Origin of the sequence: Andreprevotia chitinilytica DSM 18519, from assembly GCF_000711875.1 — a bacterium.
Taxonomy (GTDB): domain Bacteria; phylum Pseudomonadota; class Gammaproteobacteria; order Burkholderiales; family Chitinibacteraceae; genus Andreprevotia; species Andreprevotia chitinilytica.
This window is the reverse complement of the sequence record NZ_KL543993.1, coordinates 1-24190: the sequence shown is the minus strand read 5'-3', so window position 1 is coordinate 24190 and position 24190 is coordinate 1. Positions and strand designations below refer to the sequence as shown.

Sequence of the window (24190 nt, the reverse complement as noted above, 5' to 3'; positions counted from 1 at the left end):
CACAAGGAGATCAGCATGAATTGGATTCAGCGTCGTTTTCCGGTTGTCCTCACCCTTGCCGCCATCGTGGTCGGGCTGGTTGGCTGTGCCACGCAGCCGCCCGCGACCACCGGCAGTATCACGGTGCCGCTGGGCAGCACCCAGCGCGTGACCACCCTGTTTTCCTATCCCAATTGCCTCGATAAATGCCCCACCCCGCCGCCAACGCTGGAAGCGACGGTGGAGCACTATTTCAACCTGAGCGTGCAGCGTGACGGCTATCTCAATGCGCAGGTGAAGGTCATGTCCGAGGGCGGGCAGGTCTATGCCGCTATCAGCAACGTGCCGGCCGACTACAGCAATGTCATTCAGCGCTTTCTGAAGACGGGCGATCTGGGCTATGCCGATGCGCAGAAGCTCAAGGCCGCCGGCAAATGGCAAAGCGACTGGTACTTCTTCCTGCCGCTCGGTTTTGCCATGCGCAACAACCCGACCGTACAACTGCTGCACTTCCCGCCCGATACGGTGATGACGCAAACGCAGGATTACCTGCAAGCCGCGACCACCAAGCGCTGGGCCAGCCTGTTGACGGTGAATGGCGTGCCGCCGGCAGTCACCTTCAGCTACCAGACCATCGTCGATATCGCCCCGATTGCCGCCCCGGCCAATGCCGGCTCCGCGCTGGAAGGCGTCTATGACTATTTCAGTGATTACACGGTGGAGCTGCTGCAGCAATGGACTGCCTATCCTGATTCAAGCCGCCCGCCCAAGCCCATGGTGGCGTTCGGCGGCCCGGCCCGGGCCTGGCTGGCACAAGAGTTCAAGCTGCCGCCGGTCAATGTGCTGACGCTGACCAGCATCCAGCCGGTAGCGGGCCGCACCGTGCCGGTACTCGGTGCCAATCACCCGAGCTATATCTGGTACGCCGCTGATCCGAAGCAATACGGTGGCAATGTGCAAAAAGCCGATGAAGTCGGACTGAAGGTGATGAACCAGGATCTGACCGCCTCTTGCTGGCAAGCCAACATGGGTGGCGACCCGGCCGGCAGCCCAAGCGCCGCGCTCGATCGCTGCAAACAGAAATGGCCCGCCAACAGCGTGCCGGCCTGCGAGCTGTTCTATACCTCGATCCGCAATCTGACGCAGGCGCAGGCGGTGGCGAAGTGCACGACGGTGGGGGCGATGTAGGTGTCGTGCTGACGTAACGCCAAAGAAAAACCGGCCGTATGGGCCAATGTTACTCATCTGAAGTGCTCCCCTCGCCCATTTATGGGAGAGGGGCCGGGGGGGAGGGTTGCACAAGCTAGCATTGCCCCCTCACCCTAACCCTCTCCCATAAATGGGAGAGGGAACAAATTCCTTAAGCTCGTAGGATGAGTGGTTTTAAAGCCGGAACCGCCCCACCAACCCCCGCAAATCATCCGCCAGCCGGCCCAGGTCTTGCACCACGCTGGAGGTGCGGCGGATGTCTTCGTCTTCTTCCTGCGCGCGGGTGGATAGCTGCTCCGCCCGTTTCGCCATCAATTCCGTTGCTTTGGATTGCTCGACGGCGGCATCGCGGATGTCGGTGGTGGTCTGCACCACCGAATGCATCAGGCCCTGGATCGATTCGATATCGCGAATGGCGTGCTCCACCAGCCCGACGCCGGTTTGCACTGCCTTGCTGGTGTGCTCGGCGTGCTGCATGGCATCGCCGGATTCGCTGCGCATGTTGCGCACCATGTCGGCGATCTCGATGGTGGCCTTGCCGGTGCGCTCGGCCAGTTTGCGCACTTCATCCGCCACCACTGCAAAGCCGCGGCCCTGCTCGCCGGCGCGGGCGGCTTCGATGGCGGCATTGAGCGCCAGCAGGTTGGTCTGGTCGGAGATGTCCTTGATCACGTCCGCGATGGAGGCGATTTTCTGGCTGCTGGCTTCCAGCCCGCTCATCACGCCGCTGAGCTTGTCCATCGATGCGGCCACCTGCCCGATCTCATCCGCCACCCGCGCCACCGATTGCGCGCTGGCGGCCGAGACATTGCCGGCCTCGTTCACGGCGTTGGTGGCGCTTTGCGTGTTGTCGGCGATCACCCCGATCGAGACGGTGATTTCCTCGATGGTGGCTGCCGTGGCGCTGGCCATATCGGCGTTGTGCTGCGAGTCCTTGGCGAGCCGGGTCGTCATTTCGTTGATGCTGGCGACGCCGGTGGTGAGGTGGCCGGTGCCTTCCTTCACGCGCAGGAACATCTCGCGCAATTGCCCCATGAAGGTATTGAAGCTGCCGGCGATCTCGCCGATTTCGTCGCCGCTATTGGCATCCAGCCGCACGGTCAGGTCGCCTTGGCCGCTGGCGAGGCTCTTCATGGCGTCGCGCAGGCGGGCCAGCGGGCGGGTGATGGTGCCGACCAGGGTGATGACGAGCGCAATGGAAATCACCAGCGCAATGCCGTCCACCACCGCTAGCCAGACCATGGTGCGGTTCACGGTGGCGTTGATTTCCGCCTGCGGCATTTCCACCACCACATACCAGCCGGCCACCGGCAGATAGCTGGAAGCGATCACGGTCGCGCCTTGCGGGCCGTTGTAGTGCGCCAGATTGAAGTCGCCCTTGGTGAGCAGCGCCGTCGCCACATCGCCGACGCCGGACAAGCTGCGCATATCGACCTTGTCGCTCACCTTCACCAGTGCCGGGTCGCGGTGAATCTGGATCTTGCCGGCCTCGTCCACCACGTAGACCTGCCCGGACTGGCCGATGGCAGTGTTGCGGATACGGTTGGCCATCTCGGTCACATCCAGCCCGACACTGGCATTGGCGCGGTGGCCCTGGCCGTCGTCCGCCAGCGAGTTGACGAACATCATCACCGGCTTGCCCGGCTCGATGCCGAGGTTGAATTCGTATTTCTTGCCGCTCTTCATGAAGGCATCGAACCAGCCGTCCGAGGCCGGGTCGAGCTTGCGCAGCAAGCCGTGTTCATCGTCGTAGTACTTGCGACCGGTTTCGGAGACATAGGAGACGATCGGGTAACCGGTGGCGGCTTTCACCTTCTTGGCGTACTTCTGCCACGCCGGGATGCCGGTTTCCGGTTCGCCGCCAGCGATCCAGTCGAGCAGATAGCTGTTGCTGGCGATATCGCCCGCCACTTGCACCGGCACCGACAGCGATTTATCCAGATCGTTGCGGATCGCCATCACGGCTTGCTTGAGTTCGCCGTGCTCTACGCGCTCCGTCATTGCACCCCGGAACAGCGATCCCAACACCAGCGCGGCGATCAGCTGTGATGCCAGCAGGATCAAGACCACGCTGACGAGCAGTTTCTTGCGGATGGACCAATGGTGAAACATGGTACTGCCTCCCTCGGCTTACTTTCTTGTTTTAGCGGTGCCAGTCGCGGCATGCCGTATTTGTTTCGGATGCTGATCAAGCCCACGACGGATGCCTGTAAGCATGTTAGCGGCAACGACTATGCTATGCAGATAATTCGTAAGCAAACTGGCCTATGCTCAGACATTGCCATGCGTTTGCTTGCGATCTCCGCTGCCATGAAAGCCCAGCTTATTTGTGCTGTATTACTCGCATTGGTGGTTGCGTTGCCCGCTGCCGCCGCCGAACCGCTCAAGCTGGTTTACGGCGAGGATTACCCGCCGATTTCCTATCTGGAAAACGGCAAGATGACCGGGATCGACATCGACGTGCTGGAGGAGGCGCTGCATAAGCGCATGGGCGTGCCGCTGCAGCACGCGTTTTATCCATGGGCGCGTGCCCAGCAAGTGATCCAGGCTGGCGGGGCGGATGGCTTCATCACCCAGCTCACCCCGGCGCGTCTGGCCGCACTGGTGCCAGGCTCGGCACCGATACTGGATATTCCCCAGCACGCCTTTACCGTCAAAACACACCCGGCTTTGGCCGCACTGCGCCGGGTGAACTCGCTGCCGGGATTGGCGGGCTATCAGGTGGTGACCTACATCGGCAATGGCTGGGTCAAAACGCATCTGCAAGGGCTGAACGTGGACTACACCTTGTCGCTGGAAACCACCTTGCGCCGGCTGGCCGCGTTGCATGGCGATGTCACGGTGGATAACGATTTCGTGGTGGATTACTACAGCCGGCGGCTTGGTTTGGCCGGCCAGCTGGAGCAACTGCCGCTGCAGATCGACAGCGCCCGCTTCTATCTGTTGATTCGCAAGGAATCGCCCTACGCCGCCTTGATGCCCCGGATCGACGAGACCTTGGCGCAGATGCGCAAGGACGGCACCTTGCAGGCCATCATCCGGCGCTATGTGCCGACCTATGCGCAGTAGGTCTGCGCCTCTGTGTTCTCATTTGCCGAAGCCGCTTTCAGGTTGCAAACTGGTAGCGGGTGTATGGCGAATGCAGGAGAGGCTCGATGCTTGTCACGACTCCAAGCGCCGAGGCGCTGCGGGCGTACCTGATTGGCGCGGCGCAGCAAGGCAATGTGGCGGAGCAGATGTCCTGCCTATGCCAGATGGGTGTGCAGAACGCGTTTCCGCAGCTGGCCCAGGCGCTGGCCAATGCGAATCTGCCGGCGGCCCGGCGCATCTATCCCGCGCTGATCCGCAAATTGGCCCGTGCCATCCAGTCTGGGCAAGTCACCCCCTCTGCGGATGATGCGTTATTGCTCGATCTGCTCGGCCAGGTGGAGCAAGCCTTGCAATTGGGCGAGCAGGAGATGGCCATCCGCTTGTTCGTGCAACTGCAGGCCACCCTGAGCGAAGTCCGGCAACGCCATGCGCACACGCCCAAGCGGCGCGGTGCCACTGTCAGGCCAGCGGTCGTGGTGGCATCAGGCAGCGTGGCGAGTACGGATGAGCCGGCTGTGGCGAGCGGGCATATCGACGTCCGGGCCTGAGCCGCCGTATCCCGGTTCCCCCATTTCTACCGCGACTCGCTGCAATCGCAGCATTCACACGGCATACTCGGTTTTTTCCGCAAACCTGACTCAGCCACCATGTTCGCTTCACGCCGTGCTTTCGGCATTCTGTTGATTCTTGTCTCGGCGTGTTCATTTGGCCTGATGCCGATTTTCGGCACCTGGGCCTATCGCGATGGCGTCGATACGCAAGGCTTGCTGCTGGTGCGTTTCGGCGTGGCTGGCCTCGTGATGCTGGCGATCATGCTCTGGCGCGGCGCGCGTTGGCCAAGGGGGCGGGTGCTGGCGGGCCTTGCCTTGATGGGCTTGGCCTATACCGCGCAGGCGTTCTGTTATTTCTCGGCGTTGCGTTACGCCTCTGCCGCCATGGCGGCGCTGCTGCTTTACCTCTACCCGGTCATCGTTACCGTGATCTCGGCGCTGTTCCTGCACGAGAGGCTGCGCAAGCGGGCGATGTTCGCGCTGCTGCTGGCCTGCGTGGGCTTGGTGCTGACCATCGGCAACGGGGCGGAGGGCAAGTTGCTCGGTATCGCGTTTGGGCTAGCCACCGCTTTCATCTACTCGGGCTATATCCTGGCCGGGGCCAAGCTAACGCCCAAAGTGGGGGCATTGCCGGCCGCGAGTGTGGTGATGATTGCTGCGGCGCTGGCGTTGTGGACGTCCACCCTGTTTGCTACCCCGCACTGGCCGCAGCACGGTAGCGGCTGGCTGGCGACGGGCGCGATTGCGCTGGTTTCCACCGTGGTCGCCATCTTCACTTTCCTGGCCGGGCTGGATCGCCTGCGCGCGGCGGAAGCATCGACCCTCTCTACGCTGGAGCCGGTCGTCAGCGTCGTCCTCGCTGCGTGCCTGTTGGCGGAGCCGCTGACTGCGCTGCAGTGGCTGGGTGGTGCCGCCATTCTCGGTGCGGCTTTGCTGATTGCGCTGACGCCACCGTTGCCTGCGCCGGAGTAGTTGGCACGAGCCTAAAAAGCGCAAGATCGGACAACTCGCCCGCCGGCCGGTCGCTTATGCTATGCGGATATGTTTCGCGCACGGGTGACCAAGGGTAGGCCACATGATCAAAAGCCCCATCTTTTTCGACGTCATTTTGCCGGTCTGCGTATCCGGCGCTTTCTGCGGCTTCTTTTTGCTGCTGATCCTGTCACGCGTCCTGTTCGACTACATGGAGCGCAACTACAGCAACCTGCTGCCCCGCACGGACAGCCAGACATTCTGGGTCGATCAGGACATGGCGATGGCGTTCGTGGGCGACATTTGGGCGCTGACCCGCAGCGGCCGGTTCCGGCAGCTTCCATCGCGCTTCTGGCGCGGCATGTTCTGGCTGAATGCCACCGTTGGCGGCATCACGATCGCCAGTTTGCTGACGCTGTTCGTGGCGTTTTTGAGCTAGCCAATGTTTCTTCTGGCGATGTACCTCGCGTCGCCTCATCTCGACACCCGGGATTGAATTCCCCGCATCGCCCCTCATGATCTTGTGACCGCATGACCACGCGCATCGTGGTTAAACCGTTGTCAGATCAAAGGGATATCGATGCGACCCAGTCGCTTTGTCATTGTCGCCGCCAGCTTGTTGGCGTTGTTGCACGCCTATATCGGCTATCAGCTGCTGCCGGATTTACCCATCGGTTTGGCCGGTCGGATTGGCGGGGCGCTCTGGTTGGCGCTGTCGTGGTTGTTGATCCCGATTGGCCTGATGATGTCCCGCTCCATCAAGCAGCAGCCGTTGGCGGATCGTCTGGCCTGGGCGGGCATGCTGATGATGGGTTTGTTCTCGTCACTGCTGGTGCTTACTTTCCTGCGTGATATCGCGCTGTTGCTGGCGGGCTTCTTCATGCCGACTTCACTGGCCGCGGTCGTTGTGCCCTGGTCGGCGATTGCGGTGGTCGCGTTGGCGGTGTTGGCGACCTTGATCGGCTTGGTGAATGCGCGCCGCCGGGCGCAGGTCGTCAATGTAGATGTCCCCATTATCGGCCTGCCGGCGGAGTTGAACGGCTTCACCATTGCGCAGCTCAGCGATATCCACGTCGGGGCGACGATCAAGCGTGGCTATCTCGATGCGATTGTCGATACGGTGAACGGGCTGCATGCGGATGTGGTGGCAATTACCGGCGACCTGATCGACGGCAGCGTGCAGCAACTCGCCCCGCATACCGCGCCGCTGGCCCGTTTGGAGGCCCGGCACGGCACGTATTTCGTGACCGGCAATCACGAGTATTACTCCGGCGCGACGGCTTGGGTGGCGGAGTTGCGGCGGCTCGGCTTGCACGTGCTGTTGAACGAGCATGTGGTGCTGGATCACGACGGCAAGACTTTGCTGGTGGCGGGTGTGACCGACTACGGCGCCGAGCAATTCGACCCGGCGCAACGTAGCGATCCCACTGCCGCCTTGGCCGGCGCGCCGCCCGTGGCCGGCCCCAAGGTGCTATTGGCCCACCAACCACGCAGCGCACCCGCTGCCGCAGCGGCGGGTTTCGATTTGCAGCTATCCGGCCATACCCACGGCGGGCAGTTCTGGCCGTGGAATCTGTTCGTGCGGTTTCAGCAACCGTATACCGCTGGCTTGCATCGCTTGAATCAGCTCTGGGTCTATACCAGCCGGGGCACGGGGTATTGGGGGCCGCCGAAGCGTTTTGGTGCGCCGTCGGAAATTACGCGGTTGCGGTTGGTGGCGGCGTAAACGACAACGGCCACAGCAAAAATCTTGAACCACAGCGGTTCAGAGAGACGGCGAGAAAACATTGTAGGAGCGAGCTTGCTCGCGCGATTGCTTCGATGACCACTGCAGACCTGAGTAATCGCGAGCAAGTTCGCTCCTACAATTTTTGATTTCAGCGTTGCGCCTGCAACACCCGCGCCGCCTCAATCGCAAAGTAAGTCAGCACCGCATCTGCTCCGGCCCGCTTGAACGCCAGCAGGCTTTCCATGATCACCTGTTCGCGGTTCAGCCAGCCGTTCTGGAAGGCAGCCTGCAGCATCGCGTATTCGCCGGACACCTGATACACAAAGGTCGGCACGCCGAATTCGTCCTTCACGCGGCGCACGATGTCGAGGTAGGGCATGCCCGGCTTCACCATCACCATGTCCGCGCCTTCCTGCAGATCGAGCGCCACTTCATGCAGCGCTTCGTCGCTGTTGGCCGGGTCCATCTGGTAGGTGTACTTGTTGCCCTTGCCGAGCGTGCCGGCAGTGCCGAGCGCATCGCGGAACGGGCCGTAGAAGGCGCTAGCGTACTTGGCCGAGTAGGCGAGGATGCGGGTGTGGATGTGTTTGTCGGCATCGAGCCCGGCGCGGATCGCGCCAACGCGGCCATCCATCATGTCGCTGGGGGCGACCATGTCTGCGCCGGCGGCGGCATGGCAAAGCGCCTGCTTGACCAGCGCCGTCACGGTCACTTCGTTGATCACGTAACCGCTGTCATCAATGATGCCGTCCTGCCCGTGCGTGGTGTACGGGTCCAGCGCTACATCGGTAATCACGCCGAGTTCCGGGAAAGCGGCTTTCAGCGCCTTGATGGTGCGCGGCACCAGCCCGGCCGGGTTCCAGGCCTCCGCCGCATCCAGTGATTTGAGCGGGCCGTCGATCACCGGGAACAGCGCCAGCGCCGGGATGCCAAGCTCGACGGCTTCGGCCGCAGTCTTGAGCAGCAAATCGATGCTCTGCCGCTTCACGCCCGGCATCGACGCCACGTCTTCCTCACGCCCCGCGCCATCCAGCACGAACACCGGCAGGATCAGATCGGCCGGGGTGAGGGCGTTCTCGCGCATCAGGCGGCGGGAGAACTCGTCACGACGCATGCGACGGGGGCGGAAAGTGGCGTGGGCGCGGTTGAAACTCATGGGAGGCATCCTTGTGGGAGGGCAATGAGGAAGAGGGAGGGTGCGGGGATTTTACCGCAGCATCTGGTAGGGCCGGACCCCGTTAATTGACATGAATTCGCCAGACGAATTGTGTAGGAGCGAGCTTGCTCGCGATGGCGGCGTTGAATTCACCAGTGTCATCGCGAGCAAGCTCGCTCCTACAGATCGGTCACGTCGGCCAGATGGCTCAATGCCCCCACAAGGCAACCGCCGCCAGCTTCTTCGCGAAATCACGCACATCAACCGGCCATACCGCCACCGATTCATCGAACCGCTTGCGATCCCCCGCAAACAACGCCCGCGTCGCTTCTTCATAACCGGGCTGGTTGCCGGCCATGGCTGACATGAAGCGGTAACTGGCTTCTTGCGATTGGCGCACTTTGTCCTGGTCGTCCTTGGCGCGGCGGGCTTCTTCCACCAGCTTGCGCAAGGCCACCGATGCGCCGCCGGGCTGGCTGGCGAGCCAATCCCAATGGCGCGGCAACAGGGTGACTTCACGGGCGACCACGCCCAACTTCGGCCGGCCGCGACCGCGTGGCGCATCATCTTCTACATCCGCCTCTACGACCGGCACTTCGGGCAGGCGTTGCAGCACGTCTTGTGGCGTGCCACGGAAATCGATTTCGATGGGGGCGCTGGTTTCGTCGTCGAAGATCAGGATGCTGGCTTGTTCGCCGGCATCAAGCGCGGTTTTGACTTGCGCGGCCACGTGGCGCAACGGCCCGGTGGCGATGGCGCGGGTGCCGGCAAAGGCGGTGCAGGATGTTTGATTCATGGGTGTTCCCCGATGCGGTGAGCGATGGGGAGTAAATTTACCCGGATAAAATTAGCAGGTCAATATTATCCGGGTAAATTAATGGCGATGCCCAATATCAAGCGTGAGCCGGTTGCGCGGCACCAGTTGAGACGCTCATTGGCTCCTCGCGCTCATAGCGGGCCAGCGACAAACCATACGGTTCGATTTCAGGCACGCGATCGTTCACGAGATCAGCCATGACCTTGGCGGAGCCGCAAGCCATGGTCCAACCCAGCGTGCCGTGGCCGGTATTGAGGAACAGCCCCTGCACATCGGTGGCACACACCAGCGGTGTGCCATCCGGCGTCATCGGCCGCAGGCCCGTCCATGCCTGGGCCTTGGCGGTATCGGCGGCATCGGGGAATAGGTCGGTGGTGACCATTTTCAGGGTGGCGATGCGGGCCGGATCGATGCGTTTGTCGTACCCGGTCAGCTCGGCCATGCCGCCTACGCGCAGGCGGTTGTCGAAGCGGGTGAGGGCGATCTTGTAGGTTTCGTCGAGCACAGTGGAGCGCGGTGCCGCATCCGGGTCGGCCAGGGGGATCGTCAGCGAGTAGCCCTTGACCGGGTAGACCGGCAGGCTGAGGCCCAGCGGTGCGGCAATGGCGCGGCTGGCGCAACCGGCGGCCAGCACGATGGCATCGGCGTTGATGGCTTCGCCGTCATTCAGTACCACGGCGCGCACCTGATTTTGCCGGGTGATGATGTGTTCGACCTGCATGCCATAGCGAACGGTCACGCCGCGCTTGATCAGCTGGGCAGCAAGGCGCTCGGTGAAGAGTTTGCAGTCGCCGGTTTCGTCATTCGGCAAATGCAGCCCGCCGACGAGCTTGTGCGCCACACGTTCCAGTGCCGGCTCGATGGCGGCGAGCTCGTCGGTATCCAGCAATTGATGCGGCACGCCCAAGTGGCTGAGGATGGCTGCATCACGTTCGGCGGCGTGCATTTGCTTGTCCGTGCGCAGCAGTTGTAGCGTACCTAGCGTGCGCTCCTCGTAATGCAGGCCCAGCTCGGCGCGCAGATCGCGCAGGCAATCACGGCTGTATTCGGCCAGTGGCACCATGCGGCGCTTGTTGCGCTCGAAGGCGACTTCGCTGCAGTTGGCGAGCATGCGCGCCATCCAGGCCAGCTGGAACCAGCTGCCATCCGGGCGGATGCGCAGCGGCGCGTGTTTGGAGGCCAGCCACTTCACGGCTTTCCACGGTACGCCCGGCGCAGCCCAAGGCGCGGCATAGCCTGGGGAAACCTGGCCAGCATTGGCAAAGCTGGTTTCCTCGGCCACGCCAGGCAGCTTTTCCAGCACCGTGACGCTATGGCCGGCGGCACGCAGATAGTGGGCGGTGGTGATGCCGATGACGCCAGCGCCGATGATGACGACGTTCATGACTTGCTGATCCAATATTGCAGGGAATACAGAAAGTGTATCGATTGATATGTAGCTATTTCCTCTATAGTAATGTCATAAATTGGAGGAAAAATTCGTGAGAACGCTCTATCAAGCCGGTCGCAAGCTCGACCGCATCGATTACAAGATCTTGCGGGCACTACAGGCGGATGGCCGCCTTGCCATTACCGAGCTGGCCGAACGGGTCGGCCTCACCGCCACGCCCTGCGCGGAACGTGTCAAAAAGCTGGAGGAATCGGGCGTGATCATGGGTTATCACGCCCGGCTGAACCCACAATTGCTGGAGTCGCCGCTGCTGGTTTTCGTGGAGCTGCGGCTGGAGCGCAAATCCGGCGAAGTGTTCGACGACTTCCGCCGTACGGTCGGCACCATCCCGGAAGTACTCGAATGTCATCTGATTGCCGGCGATTTCGACTATCTTCTGAAAGCACGGCTGCCGGATATGTCTCACTACCGCCGTCTGCTCGGCGATATCCTGTTGCGATTGCCCGGCGCGGCCGAATCGCGCAGTTACATCGTGATGGAAGAGGCCAAGGAGACCTTGGCGTTGCCACTGCCGGATTAAGCGCCACCAACAAAACCCGGCTGGCGTTGTTGTGCTCGCTTGCCGTACGGATAGTACTGTCTGCGCTTCGCACGCCTAGCCAGCCGGGTTTTGTTGGCGGCGCTTTGATGCAGTTCCTACTAAATAAACTGTGTGCCGATTTTCGTATGAACGAACCCACCCGCGACGGCAAGCAAACCTACCGCTGGCAATTACCGGTAGAAGGCTGTGCCAGCAACAACTGGCCCCGTTATCAGGCACGCCTGGTCGAGTTGGCCGAGCGCCGCCAGTTGCAATGGACCGAACTCGGCCGCGTGGCCGGTCAGCCCATTGTGTTGCTGCAGCCGGCATCGGCACCCGATCGGCCAAACCTGCTGATCGCCAGCGGTTTTCACGGCGAAGAGCCGGCCGGGCCGTGGGGGGTGTTGCGTTTTCTTGAAACGGCGACCGATGCGCTGTTCGCCCGTGCCAACATCAGCTTTCTGCCGCTGGTGAACATCAGCGGTTTCGCCGCCGGCCGCCGCTTGAACGATGCCGGCCAGAATCCCAATCGTGGTTTCTGCCCGGCATCCGGCGCCAGTGAAGACCACACCGGGCCATCGCACGAGGGTCTGATCCTGCAGGCGCATGCCGAGCTGCTCACCCAGTTGGGCCGCGACGGCGTTCTGTCCTGCCATGAAGACGTGCTGGTCGAGCATGGTTACGTGTACAGCTTCGAGCGCAGCGCAGTGCCCGGCCCGTTCACCAGGACGCTGCGCGATGCCAATGCGCGCTTTTTCGCACTCTTGCCCGATGGTGAAGTCGACGGTTGCCCGATCCGCGATGGCATTGTCTTCAACCACGCGGATAGCTCGTTCGAAGCCTGGATGATGCAGCTGGGCGTGCGCCGCGCCGCCTGCACCGAGACGCCGGGCAAACAAGATGTTGACGTGCGTATTGCAGCCAACGCTGTAATGATGTCAGCATTCGTCGAACAGTCTTTCGTATCGCCGTAACGAGCACCCCTTACCTTCAGTAATCCGGGTATGCCTGAAAGACCATCGCGGGCGCAACGCATCGGCTTTGATCTTTCGTTGGTAATTCATGACCCGGATTTAAAACTACTTCATTGTTGTAGGTAGCTGCTGGCACCCCTCTGGAGCAGACAATGTGCGGAGTGTGCCGGCGTCTGCCATCGCAGGAGAACGAAAATGGCCCTTACTCCCTCCACCATGTTGCCGCTGGGTAGCGCGCTACCCGCGTTCGAGCTGCCCGATGGGGCTGGCCATCGCTATAAAAGCAGCGAACTCATGGGCCGTCTTGGCCTGTTCGTGATCTTCATCTGCAATCACTGCCCTTATGTGAAGCACATCAACGCTGCACTTGCACCGCTTGGTGCCGAGTTCGCGCAGCTGGGCGTCGGCATGGTCGCGATCTCGGCCAACGACGTTGCCAATTATCCGAACGACGCGCCGGACAAGATGGTCGAAGCCGCCAACGCGCTGGGTTACACCTTTCCCTATCTGTATGACGAAACCCAAGCGGTCGCAAAAGCCTTCGCCGCCGCCTGCACGCCCGACCTCTACCTGTTCGATGCGGCCGGCAAGCTGGTCTATCGCGGCCAGTTCGATGCCAGCCGGCCGAGCAACGGCTTGGCGGACGCTTCCGATATCCGCCGCGCCGTGCGGGCCTTGGTCGCAGGCGAGCCGCCATTGGCCGAGCAGATGCCCAGTGTGGGCTGCAACATCAAATGGAAGGGATGAGCTTGATGCATCGGATTTTCATGTAGGAGCGAGCTTGCTCGCGATTGCCACGGCAACCGTCGCCAGCAAGATCGCTCCTGCAAGGTTTCGGCGGAACGGATGCGCTGTGCATCGGTCAACGCCCATCGTTTAACCCTTAAAAAAGCGAGGCTGCCCCATGGTCCAAGAGAACATCCTTTTCGACGACATCCAGACCGGCATGCGTTACGAGCGCAAGCACACGGTCAAGGCCAACGACATCACCCTGTTCGGCATGATTGCCGGCACGCGCGGCGAAGACGAAAACCGCAGCGTGCCTGCGCTCGGCGCCTTCCCGCTGTTTTCGTCGACCACCACCAACTTCTTCCCCGGTAATGGCTCCATCCTCGCCGGCCACGAGCTGAAATCGCATGGCTGGATTCACGAGCGGGACGAGCTGAGCATCACGCTGGAAATCACCGAAAAGCACGAGGTTTCCAAGCAAGTCGTCGTGCAATGCCGCTGCGAAAACCAGCACGGCGAGGTGATCGCCTCTGGCCCCATTATCGTGGTGCCGCCAACGGTGAAGCGCCTCAACCGCTTCGACGACCCGCCGCAACTCACGCTGCGCCAGCATCATGTCTTCGCCCATATCCGTGCCAAGGCCGCCAACTACCCCGCCGTGCCCACCGCCGTCGTCCACCCGTGCGATCGCGAGTCCTTGCTGGGTGCGCTGGAAGCCGCCAAGGAAGGCTTGATCGAGCCGATCCTGATCGGGCCGGAAGCCAAGATTCGCGCCGTGGCGATCAAGGAAGGCTTCGACCTGGGCAATGCCCGCATCATCGATGTGCCGCACAGCCATGCCGCTGCGGCCAAGGGGGTCGAGCTGTGCCGCAATGGCGAGGCCGGCGCGCTGATGAAAGGCAGCCTGCATACCGATGAAATCATGGGCGCAGTGGTGAGCTCCGCCACCGGCCTGCGCTGCGGCAAGCGCTTGTCGCACGTGTTCGTGATGGATGTGCCGGCCTATGGCCGCCCACTGCTGGTGACGGATGCGGCGATCAATATCGCGCCCGATCTGGCGGCCAAGGTGGATATCACCCAGAACGCGATCAATCTGGCGCACACCCTCGGCATTGCCAAGCCCAAGGTGGCGATCCTCTCGGCGGTCGAAACCGTCTACGACAAGATGCCTTCCACCTTCGAAGCTGCCTTGCTGTGCAAGATGGCCGATCGCGGCCAGATCACCGGCGGCATTCTCGATGGCCCACTGGCGTTCGATAACGCGATCTCGATGACGGCGGCCAAGGCCAAGCAGATCGTCTCGCCGGTCGCCGGGCAGGCCGACATCCTGGTCGTGCCGGATATCGAATCCGGCAACATGCTCGCCAAGACCATGAGCTATTTCGCCGGTGCCGATTCGGCCGGCATCGTGCTCGGCGCACGCGTGCCGATCATCCTGACCAGCCGGGCGGACGATGCCAAGGCGCGGCTCGCATCCGCCGCGGTGATGGTGCTGGTGGCGCATGCCGCCGCGATTGCCAAGGGGGAGAAGCCAAATGAGTGATGCGCTGATCCTTGTCATCAATGCCGGTTCGTCCAGCATCAAGTTCTCGCTGTTCGAGGCGGAGCAAGACCCGCAGCTGATCTGCAAAGGCCAGGTCGAAGGCATCTTTACCGAGCCGGCGTTCTCTGCGAAATCGGCAGCCGGCGATACGCTTGCCGCCAGCCCACTGCCGGCCGACGCCCCGAAAACCCACGACACCGCCTTGCGTTACATCCTCAACTGGCTACGGGGTCACACGGCCGGCAAGACACTGGCAGTGATCGGCCATCGCGTGGTGCACGGCGGGCCGACCTTCACCCAGCCCGTGCGCGTCACCCCGCAAGTGCTGGATGTGCTGGATACGACGATCCCGCTCGCGCCCTTGCACGCGCCGGCCAATATTCTGCCGATGAGGGTACTGGCTGAGCTGCTGCCGGACGTGCCACAAGTGGCGTGTTTCGATACCGCTTTCCATCGCACCCAGCCGGAAACCACGCAGCTCTATGCGCTGCCGTACGAGTTCAGCCAGCAACATGGCATCCGCCGCTACGGCTTTCATGGCCTGAGTTACGAGTACATCGCCAGCGTGTTGCCACGCATCGATACTCGTGCCGCAACCGGGCGCACCATTGTGGCGCATCTGGGCAATGGCGCATCGATGGCGGCGTTATCAGCCGGCAAATGCCAGGCCACGACGATGGGGTTCACCGCGCTGGAAGGGCTGCCGATGGGCACCCGCACCGGCTCGTTCGACCCGGCGCTGGTGTTCCATTGCCTGACTCATCTCGATATGAGCGTGCAGGCGGTGAGTGATCTGGTGCACAAGCAGTCCGGCTTGCTGGGGCTATCCGGCATTTCCAGCGATATGCGCGATCTGCACGCCAGCGACGAGCCGCGCGCGAAACTGGCGGTGGATTATTTCTGTCAGCACGTGGCGCGAGAGGCCGCATCACTGGCGGCGGCAATCGAAGGTATCGATGCCTTGGTGTTCACCGCAGGCATTGGCGAGAACGATGTCATCGTGCGCCAGCGGGTTTGCCAGCAACTGCGTTGGCTGGGCATCGATCTGGACGAGGCCGCCAATGTGCAACGCAGCCCAGAGCCACACCGGATCAGCCGCCCGGACAGCCGTGTTGCCGTGTACGTGATCCCGACCAACGAAGAGATCATGATTGCCCGCCATGCGGTGGCCTGCGCCGTGGATTGAGTTCTCCAAGCAATGCAGGGTGGGTTAGCCCCGCTCGGGGCGTAACCCACGCCGCCGACGTGGCAAGTTTCCGCATCTGTTTGATTTGGGAGCGCGCCCCGCGTGGGTTACGCCGATGGCTAACCCGCCCTGCAACACCACACAATGGCCCGTCACAGCGCCTTCATACAGCCCGACTATGCTCGGCCAGTTGGCATTGCATCGTGCTTTTCACATAGCATGGGTACTCTTGTCATATTTTTGAGTGAATGGATGCAGACCGACGACGTCATCATCGATGTGGGGCTAGAGCCGCGCAGTGTGGCTCCCTCCCATGCCTGGTTATGGTTTACCGAGGCTTTTGCCGTGTTCCGCAAGCAGCCCGTGTTCTGGATCGCGCTGGCGGTCGTATTCCTGCTGGTGAGCTGGATGAGCATGCTGGTGCCGCAGGTACTGGGCGTGCTGTTGTCACTGCTATATCCGACGATTACCGGTGCGGTTTGTCTGATCGCCGCACGCGTCCACGAAACCGGCCAGCCGCAGCTGGCCACGTTGATTCCGAATGTCACGCCGGTGATTCGACCGCTGCTGATGGTCGGCTCATGCGGCTTGCTCTGGGCCGTGCTGGCCAGCCTGATCATGCTGGCGTTCGGCGGGAGCGATGATGCACTGGTCATCAAGGCCGGTGAAGCGCTCACTGACGAGCAGATCACGCAGCTGCGCAACCAGCTCCTGATCAACATCGTGCTCATGGCCCCGATGCTGGCCGCCAGCTACTTCGCGCCGCCGCTGATCCTGTTCCAGCGCTGTGGCGTGGTCGAAGCGTTCAAGCTCTCGTTCACGGCTGTGTTGCGCAACTGGGTAACGGTATCGCTCGCCATCGTGCTGACGGTCTGTGGCTTCGCCCTGAGTGCGCTGACCCTGTTCATCGCCGTGCTGGTGCTGATGCCGGTCTTGCTGATCACCCAGTACACCGCCTACCGCGATCTGTTCGAATCCCCCCTTCCGCCGCAGGAAACAGCATGAAGCAGGAAAGTCCGTTCAAGGGCAAAACCGGCGCCCGGCGCGTGATCAACGCCCTGGGTTACTCGATCGATGGCCTGCGCGCCGGCTGGCACAACGAAGCCGCCTTCCGGCAGGTGTCGCTGCTGGCGGTGGTCGGCATCATCATTGCGTTCTCGATCACCTTGCCGGCCTGGGCGCGGGCGGTAGTCATCGGCTCGCACCTGCTCACGGTGATCGTCGAGCTGCTCAACTCCGCCATCGAGGCTGCGGTGGATCACACCTCGCTGGAAAAGCACCACCTCGCCAAGCGGGCCAAGGATTTGGGCAGTGCGGCGCAGTTGGTGTGCCTGGCCAATCTGGCGGCCATGTGGGCGCTGGCGATATTGGGGCATTGAGGTTTTCTCCCCTCGCCCTCGCGTGCAAGGCTTTAGCCTTGTTCAGCTATTAATGGGAGAGGGGCCGGGGGTGAGGGCCGTGCCAAATGCATCGACCTTTGCAAGCACCCTCACCCTAACCCTCTCCCATAAATGGGAGAGGGGATTGAAAAGCAAAAAGCCCCGACATTTGCCGGGGCTTTTGTTTGTACTGCGCGTAGCCGTTTAAAGACTATCCTGCGGATTTCCCGCCAGCAGCTTCTCTTCCAACTCCGCCACGCGGGCCTCCAGTGCGGTCAGTGTTTCGCGGGTGCGGGCCAGCACGTCTTGCTGGATTTCAAACTCCTCGCGCGTCACAAGATCGAGCTTGGTGAAGGTGCTCGCCATCATGGCGCGCACGTTCTTTTCCACGTCCTTGGCAGGGCTGTTGGCAATCGCGTCCGAGAACTTGGCGGCGATTTCATCGAAGAACTTTTCCTTGAGCATGGCGTTTCTCCAGAGCGTGAATGTCGTGCAAACCAGTTTAGCAGAAGCCGCTGACTCGGCTGCCGCATCAACGTCCGCGTCCACCACATCGCTCATGCACCTTTTTTGTGCGCTATTGTGGTTCGGTGCACCTTTGTGTGCATCGATACGGTGCGCGTCATCAAGGGGTAGTGTGCAAGTCGTTGAATATTCACGTCATCGGGCGCTGGCACGCTTCCTGCTCAAGACACCCCGTCATCATCCGGCACACGAAGGGAGTTCATGTTATGAAATTCGTTACCGCCATCATCAAGCCATTCAAGCTCGATGAAGTGCGCGAGGCATTGTCCGCCATCGGCGTGCAAGGTCTCACGGTCACTGAAGTAAAGGGTTTTGGTCGTCAGAAGGGTCACACCGAGCTGTATCGCGGTGCGGAATACATCGTTGATTTCCTGCCGAAGGTAAAGCTGGAAATCGCGATTGCCGATGCCCTGCTGGACCAAACGCTGGAAGCCATCGAAAAAGCCGCACACACCGGCAAGATCGGCGACGGCAAGATTTTCGTGTTCGACCTTGAGAGCGTGCTGCGTATCCGCACGAGCGAGACGGGCGAAGCGGCCATCTAAGCACCCATCGACGTTCTCACCATTCAAGTCATACAAGGGTAGGAGATCCCGAGCATGAAAAAACTATTAGCACTGGTCGCTCTGTTTGGCGCGATCGCGTTTGCGGCACCGGCTTTTGCCGATGACGCGTCCGCTGCGGCTTCCGCGCCGGTGGCAGCAGCTTCGGTTGCAGCCTCCGCCGCTGCGACTGCCGACAAGGCATCCGCTCCGGCCGCAACCGCTGCCAGCGCCACCGCATCGGCCCCGGCCGCCGTGGTCGATACCGTCAACAAGGGCGACAACGCCTGGCTGCTGGTGTCTTCCGCACTCGTCATCCTGATGTCCATTCCTGGCCTGGCACTGTTCTACGGCGGCCTGGTCCGCACCAAGAACATGCTGTCCGTATTGGTGCAGGTGTTCACCATCTTCTCGCTGATCTCGGTACTGTGGGTCGTTTACGGCTACAGCCTGGCGTTCACCGAGGGCAACGCGTTTATCGGCGGCTTCTCCAAGCTGTTCCTGAAGGGCGTGACGGTTGATTCGATCGCAGCCACCTTCAGCAAGGGCGTGGGTGTTTCCGAACTGGCCTATGTCGTGTTCCAGGGTGCATTCGCGGCCATCACCGGCGGCCTGATCATCGGTTCCTTCGCCGAGCGCGCCAAGTTCTCCGCGATCCTGGTGTTCACCGTGCTGTGGTTCACGTTCGCTTACCTGCCGATCTCCCACATGGTGTGGTACTGGACTGGCCCGGATGCGTACACCACGCAAGCTGCGGCTGATGCAGCCACCCTCACTGGCGGCTTCATGTTCCAGAAGGGCGCGCTCGACTTCGCAGGCGGTACCGTCGTTCACATCAATGCCGCTATCGCCGGCCTGGTGGGTGCGTACGTGATCGGCAAGCGTATTGGCTTCGGCAAAGAAGCCATGACCCCGCACAGCCTGACCCTGACCATGGTTGGCGCATCCCTGCTGTGGTTCGGCTGGTTCGGCTTCAACGCCGGCTCCGCCCTCGAAGCCAACGGCACTGCTGCACTCGCCTTCGTCAATACCTGGGTTGCTACTGCAGGTGCCGCACTGGCCTGGCTGTTCGCCGAATGGATCATCAAGGGCAAGCCGTCCATGCTGGGCGCGGCTTCCGGCGCGGTGGCAGGTCTGGTTGCCATCACCCCGGCGGCCGGTTATGTCGGCGTAGGCGGTGCACTCGTGATCGGCCTGCTGGCTGGCGTGATCTGCCTGTGGGGCGTGCATGGCCTGAAGAAACTGCTGGGTGCTGACGATGCGCTGGACGTGTTCGGCGTGCACGGCGTGGGCGGTATCCTCGGCGCGCTGCTGACTGGCGTGTTCGCTGATCCTTCCCTGGGCGGCACCGGCATCTATGACTACGTGGCCAACAAGGTTGCCGCTGACTACTCGATCCTGACCCAACTGAAGATCCAAGGCACCGGCATTCTGGTGACCCTGGTCTGGTCTGGCGTGGTGTCCTTCATCTCCTACAAGCTGGTTGACCTGACCATCGGTCTGCGTGTGAAGGAAGACGAAGAGCGCGAAGGTCTGGACGTCAACTCGCACGGCGAGAAGGCATACAACGTCTAAGCCACGGGTTTCAGAACAAGTCGAAGAAGCCAAAACACACAGACTTCAAAACAAGCAGAGTCAAACTGGCCCGCCGCAATGGCGGGCCTTTTTTTGTCTGGCCAAGGTTCGCAGTTCGTAGGATGAGTTAGGCCATAAGGCCGTAACCCATCGCCACGGGCTTGGAACACGGGCGCTGCACGGGTATCGCTGCGCTCAACTCATCTCTGGATTCCCGGCTGAAGCACTGCGTAGGGCGTGATTCAGCATCCCTATTCAATCCTGAATGCAGCTGAGATGGGGTAGTGAGTGGCGGTGGTTTTCTGACTAAATTTGTTGGGGAATTAGTGGGCAATAGCCCTCGAGGGGTACGCATACATTTATGACATTTCGATGTTTGCTTTGCTGCGTGGCAGATAAATGGCGCGCGAATCCCACGCAGGAAATTGAAAAGCCGCAGGCGCCCCGATGCGGCTTTTTTTGTATCTGCCGTTTCTAGTTGACTGATTCTCAATGGCTATTCTTATGCAGCCGCTTTTTTCCACGATTGCAATCAAGTGACGAGCCAGTGCGGGCGCTTTTTAGTCGGTGCATGTGGGCGCGTCAACGTCACAGTTCCGACATATCCGATAAACGGAATTTCGTGATGCGTATCGCATCGGGTAAAATTTGATTGATTGTAAGAATCTAACAAAAATGACCAAAATTTCCTTACTGCCGCAGATGGCTCTGACGGGCAGCAGCTTGGCGTGTCGCCATTCAAGACGCGCACACTTCGCCGTAAAACTGATCGCCGTGGCCGTCGCCACGATCTATTCAGGCACGGTGGCCTCAACCTATGCCGGCGCGGCAGACATCGTCGTGGACGGCAAGACCGCCACTTCGGTCAGCTACAACGCGGCCGGCAAAGCCAGTATCGCCATTGCGCCGACCGTCTCCGGCGTGTCGCACAACACCTATTCCAGCTTCAGCGTGGGCAAGGCCGGGGCGGATCTCGTCAACACCGGCGTCAACGCCAAAATGATCGTCAACGAGGTCACCAGCAGTAATCCCAGCCTGATTCAGGGCGCGATCTCGGTGGTGGGGCAGCGGGCCAACGTGATCCTCGCCAACCCCAACGGCATTACCGTCAACGGCGGCTCGTTCGTGAACACCGGCCACGTGGTGCTGAGCACCGGCAAGGTGTCGTTCGATGATTTCCACCCCGCACCCGGCAAGCTGCAGCGCAACGTTGTATTGACCACCACCGGCGGCCAGATCCAGATCGGGCCGGATGGCCTCTCCGGCGCTATGCTCAGTCTCGACCTGATCGCCAAGCAGCTCTCGGTGGCAGGGCCGGTGACTAATAGTTTCTCGTCCGCCACGTCGGTGACGCGGCTGGTCGCCGGCAGCACGCTGGCCGAGTTCGATACCTCCGTCGCCCCGACCGACAACCTCTCCAATTACATCGCCTTCGCCGCCACCAAGACCTCCAACCCCGGCGCTGCACTGATCGACATCAGCCGCACCGGCTCGCTCACCTCGGGCCGTATCGAGTTGATGGTCACCGACCTCGGCGCAGGCGTGCATCTGGCCGGCAAGGCGCTGGCCTCGGTCGGCGATTTCGTGGTGCAGGCCGATGGCAAAGTCCAGCTGGATGGCGCGGCCGTGCAGTCGAAGGGCAATGTGGTCATGGTGGCCGGGCAACTTGCCAGCAATGGTTTTGATGCCGGCGACCCGACCACGATCCAATCCAACGGCAGCACGCAATTGCAAGCGGCGGAAGTCGCGCTCGCCAACACCCATTTCGCGGTGGGCGTGACCGACAGCCACCAGAAGGTGACGCAAACCGGTGATCTGATCATCACCCAGACTGCAGCCGGCCAATCCGCCCTGTCACTCAATGGCGTTGCCGCCAGCGTCACCGGTGGCATCGGCATCACCACCGCCCAGGACTTGACCGCGTCCGGCAGCAAGCTCAGCGCCGTGCAAAACCTCATCATCCAGTCGCGTTCACTCGCGCTGGCGGCCGGCAATGACGTGAACAACAACGCCAATACCGCCAGCCTGCTGGAGAGCACCGGCGGCGCGCTGTCGATCCAGACCACGGCTGGCACCACTGTCAGCGGCAGCACCTTGTCTGGCATCGCCGGCGTCGCCATCACGGCTGATTCACTCAAGGTGGCTGACCAAGCCGGGACGGCCCAGATCAAATCGCTGCTCAAATCAGACGGCGGCGATATCACTATCAAGACCGCCCAGCAAACGGCAGTGACCGGCAGTGACCTCCTCGCCGCCGGCAATGTCGCCATCACCGCGAACGACGTACTGGTCAGCACCGACGGCGCACAAAGCGCCAGCGTCACCGCCTACAACGGCGGCGTCACCGTCACCAGCAAGATCGACATCACCAACCTCGGCGGCCTGATCCAGGGCAAGACGCGTGACACCACCAACGCCGCATCGCTCGGCGCAATCACCCTCAATGCGGGCGGCAACATCCTCAATCAGACCGTGTCGGAAACGCAGCTCGGCCTGATCTTCGGCCAGTCGGACGACGTCTCGCTCAAGGCTGGTGGGGACATCACCAATCAGGCCGGCCGCGTCATCAGTAATAAACAACTGCTGGTGAATGCCGGCGGCACGGTCTCGAATCAGGTCACCCATATTGGTGGCGCGAACAACGAACAGCGCATCGACTTCAGCAACAGCCGCCGCCGGCTGGGCCTGTTCCCGGTGAGCAACGATGGCTTCAGCACCGACTACGGCTCGCTCGCCTTGTCGCAACTGGCCTACATGGTGGCCGATAGCGGCATGACGATGAAGGGCAAGCGAGTACAAAACCTCGGCGGCCAGATTCTGGTCAACGGCGGCGGCCTCCAGATCGACTCCGCCACCAAACTGGTCAATCAGGCCTACCTGACCGGCAAGATCCAATACAGCCGCTCCTGTTTCTTCCGCTGCCATGCCAGCGCCACCTCTACCGTGCAAAGTCAGGGCGGCCTGATTTCGGTGTCCGGCAATGCCACGCTCACCGCCAGCGAATCCATCGACAACATCGGTGGCCGCGTGCTGGCGCTCAAGAACCTCACCCTGAATGCGCCACTGGTGCACGCCACCGCACTGCCCATGTACACCACGCTCTCACGTGATTCGGGCTGGAAGACGTGGTTCGGCGATCAGTGGGCGCAGGTTTATGCGATGGACGACGGCGGCATGTTCACCTCCGCCGGCGGCAAGCTCAGCGTGCAAGGGAAAGTGTTGGTCGATGGCGGCGTACTGACCGCCGCCGACGGCGTTGAGGCCAGCGATGGCGTCGTCACCATCCGCACCGCGCATCGCGATCCGGTCACCCTGAGCCACCACACTGGCCTCACCTCCTGGTTGTGGCACTGATGCGGGGCTGGTTGAACTGGGCGGGCAACGGCCCGCGCACCCTTCTGTGTCTGCTACTGGCTGGCAGCGGGGCTGCACGCGCCGACAACCCGCCACCGCAGCAAGACCCCGCCATCCGCCTGCAGAACGAGCAGCGCGAACGGCAGCGGCAAGAGCAGATCGAGCAAGCGCCGCCCAATATCGAAGTCACGCAACCGACCCCCGCCGCCGGGCAGGATATCCCGCTGGATACGCCGGTTGAGCAAGTGCCGGAGAATGGCCCCACCTTCGAAGTCACGCAGATCGAGCTGATCGGCAACACCGTGCTGCAGCAGGTCGAAGTCGACCGCATCACCGCGCCATTCCTCAAGCAAAAGCTCGGCGTCGGGCGCATCAACCTGCTGATGCGCCGCCTGACCGATGCGTTGATCAAGCGCGGCCTGATCACCACCCGCGTCTACATGGGCGAACAAAACCTCGCCTCCGGCAAGCTGGTGCTCACGCTCGTACCGGGCAAGATCCAATCGCTGCTCATCAACGGCAAACCGCCGGTGCTGCTTGCGCCCAAAGGCCAGCCCACCCAAAACGGCGGCGCGATTACCGATATCGGCACGCTGTGGGCCTTCCCGGCCGAGCCGGGCCAAGTGCTCAACCTCACCGATCTGGAGCAGGGCGTCGACCAGATCAACCGCCTGCGCCGCAATCAGGCCGAGATGCAAATCCTGCCCGGCCAATCGCCCGGCGATTCCATCGTCAACCTCAACAACAAGCCCGGCGATCACGTGTTCTACACCATCGGGCTGGATAACTACGGCAGCGATGCCACCGGCGTGCTGCGCCTCAAAGCCGGCATCGAAGCCGACAACCTGATCGGGCTGCAGGAAGCGCTGTCCGCCAATTTCACCGGCTCCACCGATTCCAACGCGCTGGT

Annotated in this window: 22 protein-coding genes; 17 read left to right on the top strand and 5 right to left on the bottom strand. The window is 61.8% G+C overall.

Going from position 1 to position 24190, the window contains the following annotated elements:
* Positions 1-15 precede the first annotated feature (15 nt).
* A complete protein-coding gene (locus BR41_RS21770) occupies positions 16-1167 on the top strand; it encodes a hypothetical protein (RefSeq protein WP_035061569.1) in 1152 nt (383 codons plus the stop codon).
* Positions 1168-1362: 195 nt separating this feature from the next.
* On the opposite strand, the gene BR41_RS21765 is transcribed toward BR41_RS21770, so the two are convergent.
* Positions 1363-3300, bottom strand: coding sequence for a methyl-accepting chemotaxis protein (locus BR41_RS21765; RefSeq protein ID WP_035061566.1), 1938 nt, complete (start codon positions 3298-3300; stop codon positions 1363-1365).
* A gap of 171 nt (positions 3301-3471) precedes the next feature.
* Between BR41_RS21765 and BR41_RS21760 the strand changes: the two genes are divergently transcribed.
* The 5 genes from BR41_RS21760 (at position 3472) to BR41_RS21740 (ending at position 7527) form a co-directional block, all read left to right on the top strand.
* Positions 3472-4257 (top strand): substrate-binding periplasmic protein, encoded by a 786-nt coding sequence (locus BR41_RS21760; protein WP_035061563.1) that lies wholly within the window; start codon positions 3472-3474, stop codon positions 4255-4257.
* Between the two features lie 86 nt (positions 4258-4343).
* Complete coding sequence (locus BR41_RS21755) at positions 4344-4826, top strand: hypothetical protein (protein ID WP_035061560.1); 483 nt, start codon at positions 4344-4346, stop codon at positions 4824-4826.
* A gap of 99 nt (positions 4827-4925) precedes the next feature.
* Complete coding sequence (locus BR41_RS21750) at positions 4926-5801, top strand: DMT family transporter (protein WP_035061557.1); 876 nt, start codon at positions 4926-4928, stop codon at positions 5799-5801.
* A 103-nt stretch (positions 5802-5904) separates the two neighbouring features.
* Complete coding sequence (locus BR41_RS21745; RefSeq protein ID WP_035061555.1) at positions 5905-6240, top strand: hypothetical protein; 336 nt, start codon at positions 5905-5907, stop codon at positions 6238-6240.
* A gap of 141 nt (positions 6241-6381) precedes the next feature.
* The gene (locus tag BR41_RS21740; protein WP_035061552.1) at positions 6382-7527 is read left to right on the top strand and encodes a metallophosphoesterase; all 1146 of its coding nucleotides are present in this window, start codon (positions 6382-6384) and stop codon (positions 7525-7527) included.
* A 151-nt stretch (positions 7528-7678) separates the two neighbouring features.
* Here the strand turns inward: BR41_RS21740 and hemB are convergent, their stop codons facing one another.
* From hemB to BR41_RS21725, 3 genes are all read right to left on the bottom strand, one after another.
* Positions 7679-8686: a porphobilinogen synthase gene (gene hemB / locus BR41_RS21735; protein ID WP_035061549.1), complete on the bottom strand. Its 1008-nt coding sequence runs from the start codon at positions 8684-8686 to the stop codon at positions 7679-7681.
* Positions 8687-8894: 208 nt separating this feature from the next.
* On the bottom strand, positions 8895-9482 hold the full coding sequence (locus BR41_RS21730; RefSeq protein ID WP_035061546.1) for a DUF2239 family protein: 588 nt from the start codon (positions 9480-9482) through the stop codon (positions 8895-8897).
* 97 nt (positions 9483-9579) lie between these two features.
* Entirely contained in the window at positions 9580-10902 is a 1323-nt protein-coding gene (locus BR41_RS21725; protein ID WP_373278366.1) for a D-amino acid dehydrogenase, read from the bottom strand.
* Between the two features lie 82 nt (positions 10903-10984).
* Here BR41_RS21725 and BR41_RS21720 point away from each other — a divergent pair, with 82 nt between their 5' ends.
* The 7 genes from BR41_RS21720 to BR41_RS21690 all read left to right on the top strand — a co-directional run bounded on the left by BR41_RS21720 (position 10985) and on the right by BR41_RS21690 (position 17284).
* Positions 10985-11473 (top strand): Lrp/AsnC ligand binding domain-containing protein, encoded by a 489-nt coding sequence (locus BR41_RS21720; protein WP_035061677.1) that lies wholly within the window; start codon positions 10985-10987, stop codon positions 11471-11473.
* Between the two features lie 146 nt (positions 11474-11619).
* Positions 11620-12447 carry a M14 family metallopeptidase gene (locus BR41_RS21715; protein WP_035061540.1) on the top strand — a complete coding sequence of 276 codons (828 nt, stop codon included), beginning with the start codon at positions 11620-11622 and terminating at the stop codon, positions 12445-12447.
* Positions 12448-12642: 195 nt separating this feature from the next.
* The gene (locus tag BR41_RS21710; protein ID WP_035061537.1) at positions 12643-13194 is read left to right on the top strand and encodes a thioredoxin family protein; all 552 of its coding nucleotides are present in this window, start codon (positions 12643-12645) and stop codon (positions 13192-13194) included.
* 157 nt (positions 13195-13351) lie between these two features.
* Positions 13352-14719 (top strand): bifunctional enoyl-CoA hydratase/phosphate acetyltransferase, encoded by a 1368-nt coding sequence (locus BR41_RS21705; RefSeq protein ID WP_035061535.1) that lies wholly within the window; start codon positions 13352-13354, stop codon positions 14717-14719.
* A complete protein-coding gene (locus tag BR41_RS21700) occupies positions 14712-15905 on the top strand; it encodes an acetate/propionate family kinase (protein ID WP_035061533.1) in 1194 nt (397 codons plus the stop codon). The genes BR41_RS21705 and BR41_RS21700 overlap by 8 nt, the downstream gene beginning before the upstream one ends.
* 252 nt (positions 15906-16157) lie before the next feature.
* Positions 16158-16910 (top strand): BPSS1780 family membrane protein, encoded by a 753-nt coding sequence (locus BR41_RS23350; RefSeq protein ID WP_051711599.1) that lies wholly within the window; start codon positions 16158-16160, stop codon positions 16908-16910.
* On the top strand, positions 16907-17284 hold the full coding sequence (locus BR41_RS21690) for a diacylglycerol kinase (RefSeq protein ID WP_035061530.1): 378 nt from the start codon (positions 16907-16909) through the stop codon (positions 17282-17284). The genes BR41_RS23350 and BR41_RS21690 overlap by 4 nt, the downstream gene beginning before the upstream one ends.
* Positions 17285-17488: 204 nt before the next feature.
* Here BR41_RS21690 and BR41_RS21685 read toward each other — a convergent pair whose 3' ends face one another.
* Positions 17489-17845 carry an accessory factor UbiK family protein gene (locus tag BR41_RS21685; RefSeq protein WP_373278365.1) on the bottom strand — a complete coding sequence of 119 codons (357 nt, stop codon included), beginning with the start codon at positions 17843-17845 and terminating at the stop codon, positions 17489-17491.
* Positions 17846-18015: 170 nt separating this feature from the next.
* On the opposite strand from BR41_RS21685, the gene glnK reads away from it, so the two are divergent.
* The 4 genes from glnK to BR41_RS21665 all read left to right on the top strand — a co-directional run.
* Positions 18016-18354, top strand: coding sequence for a P-II family nitrogen regulator (gene glnK / locus BR41_RS21680; RefSeq protein WP_035061528.1), 339 nt, complete (start codon positions 18016-18018; stop codon positions 18352-18354).
* A gap of 54 nt (positions 18355-18408) precedes the next feature.
* Positions 18409-19926, top strand: a complete 1518-nt coding sequence (locus tag BR41_RS21675; RefSeq protein WP_035061526.1) for an ammonium transporter — start codon at positions 18409-18411, stop codon at positions 19924-19926.
* Between the two features lie 675 nt (positions 19927-20601).
* Complete coding sequence (locus BR41_RS21670) at positions 20602-23280, top strand: two-partner secretion domain-containing protein (protein WP_051711597.1); 2679 nt, start codon at positions 20602-20604, stop codon at positions 23278-23280.
* On the top strand, positions 23280-24190 hold a 911-nt coding region (locus tag BR41_RS21665; RefSeq protein WP_169741351.1), incomplete at its 3' end, for a POTRA domain-containing protein. The genes BR41_RS21670 and BR41_RS21665, both read left to right, overlap by 1 nt.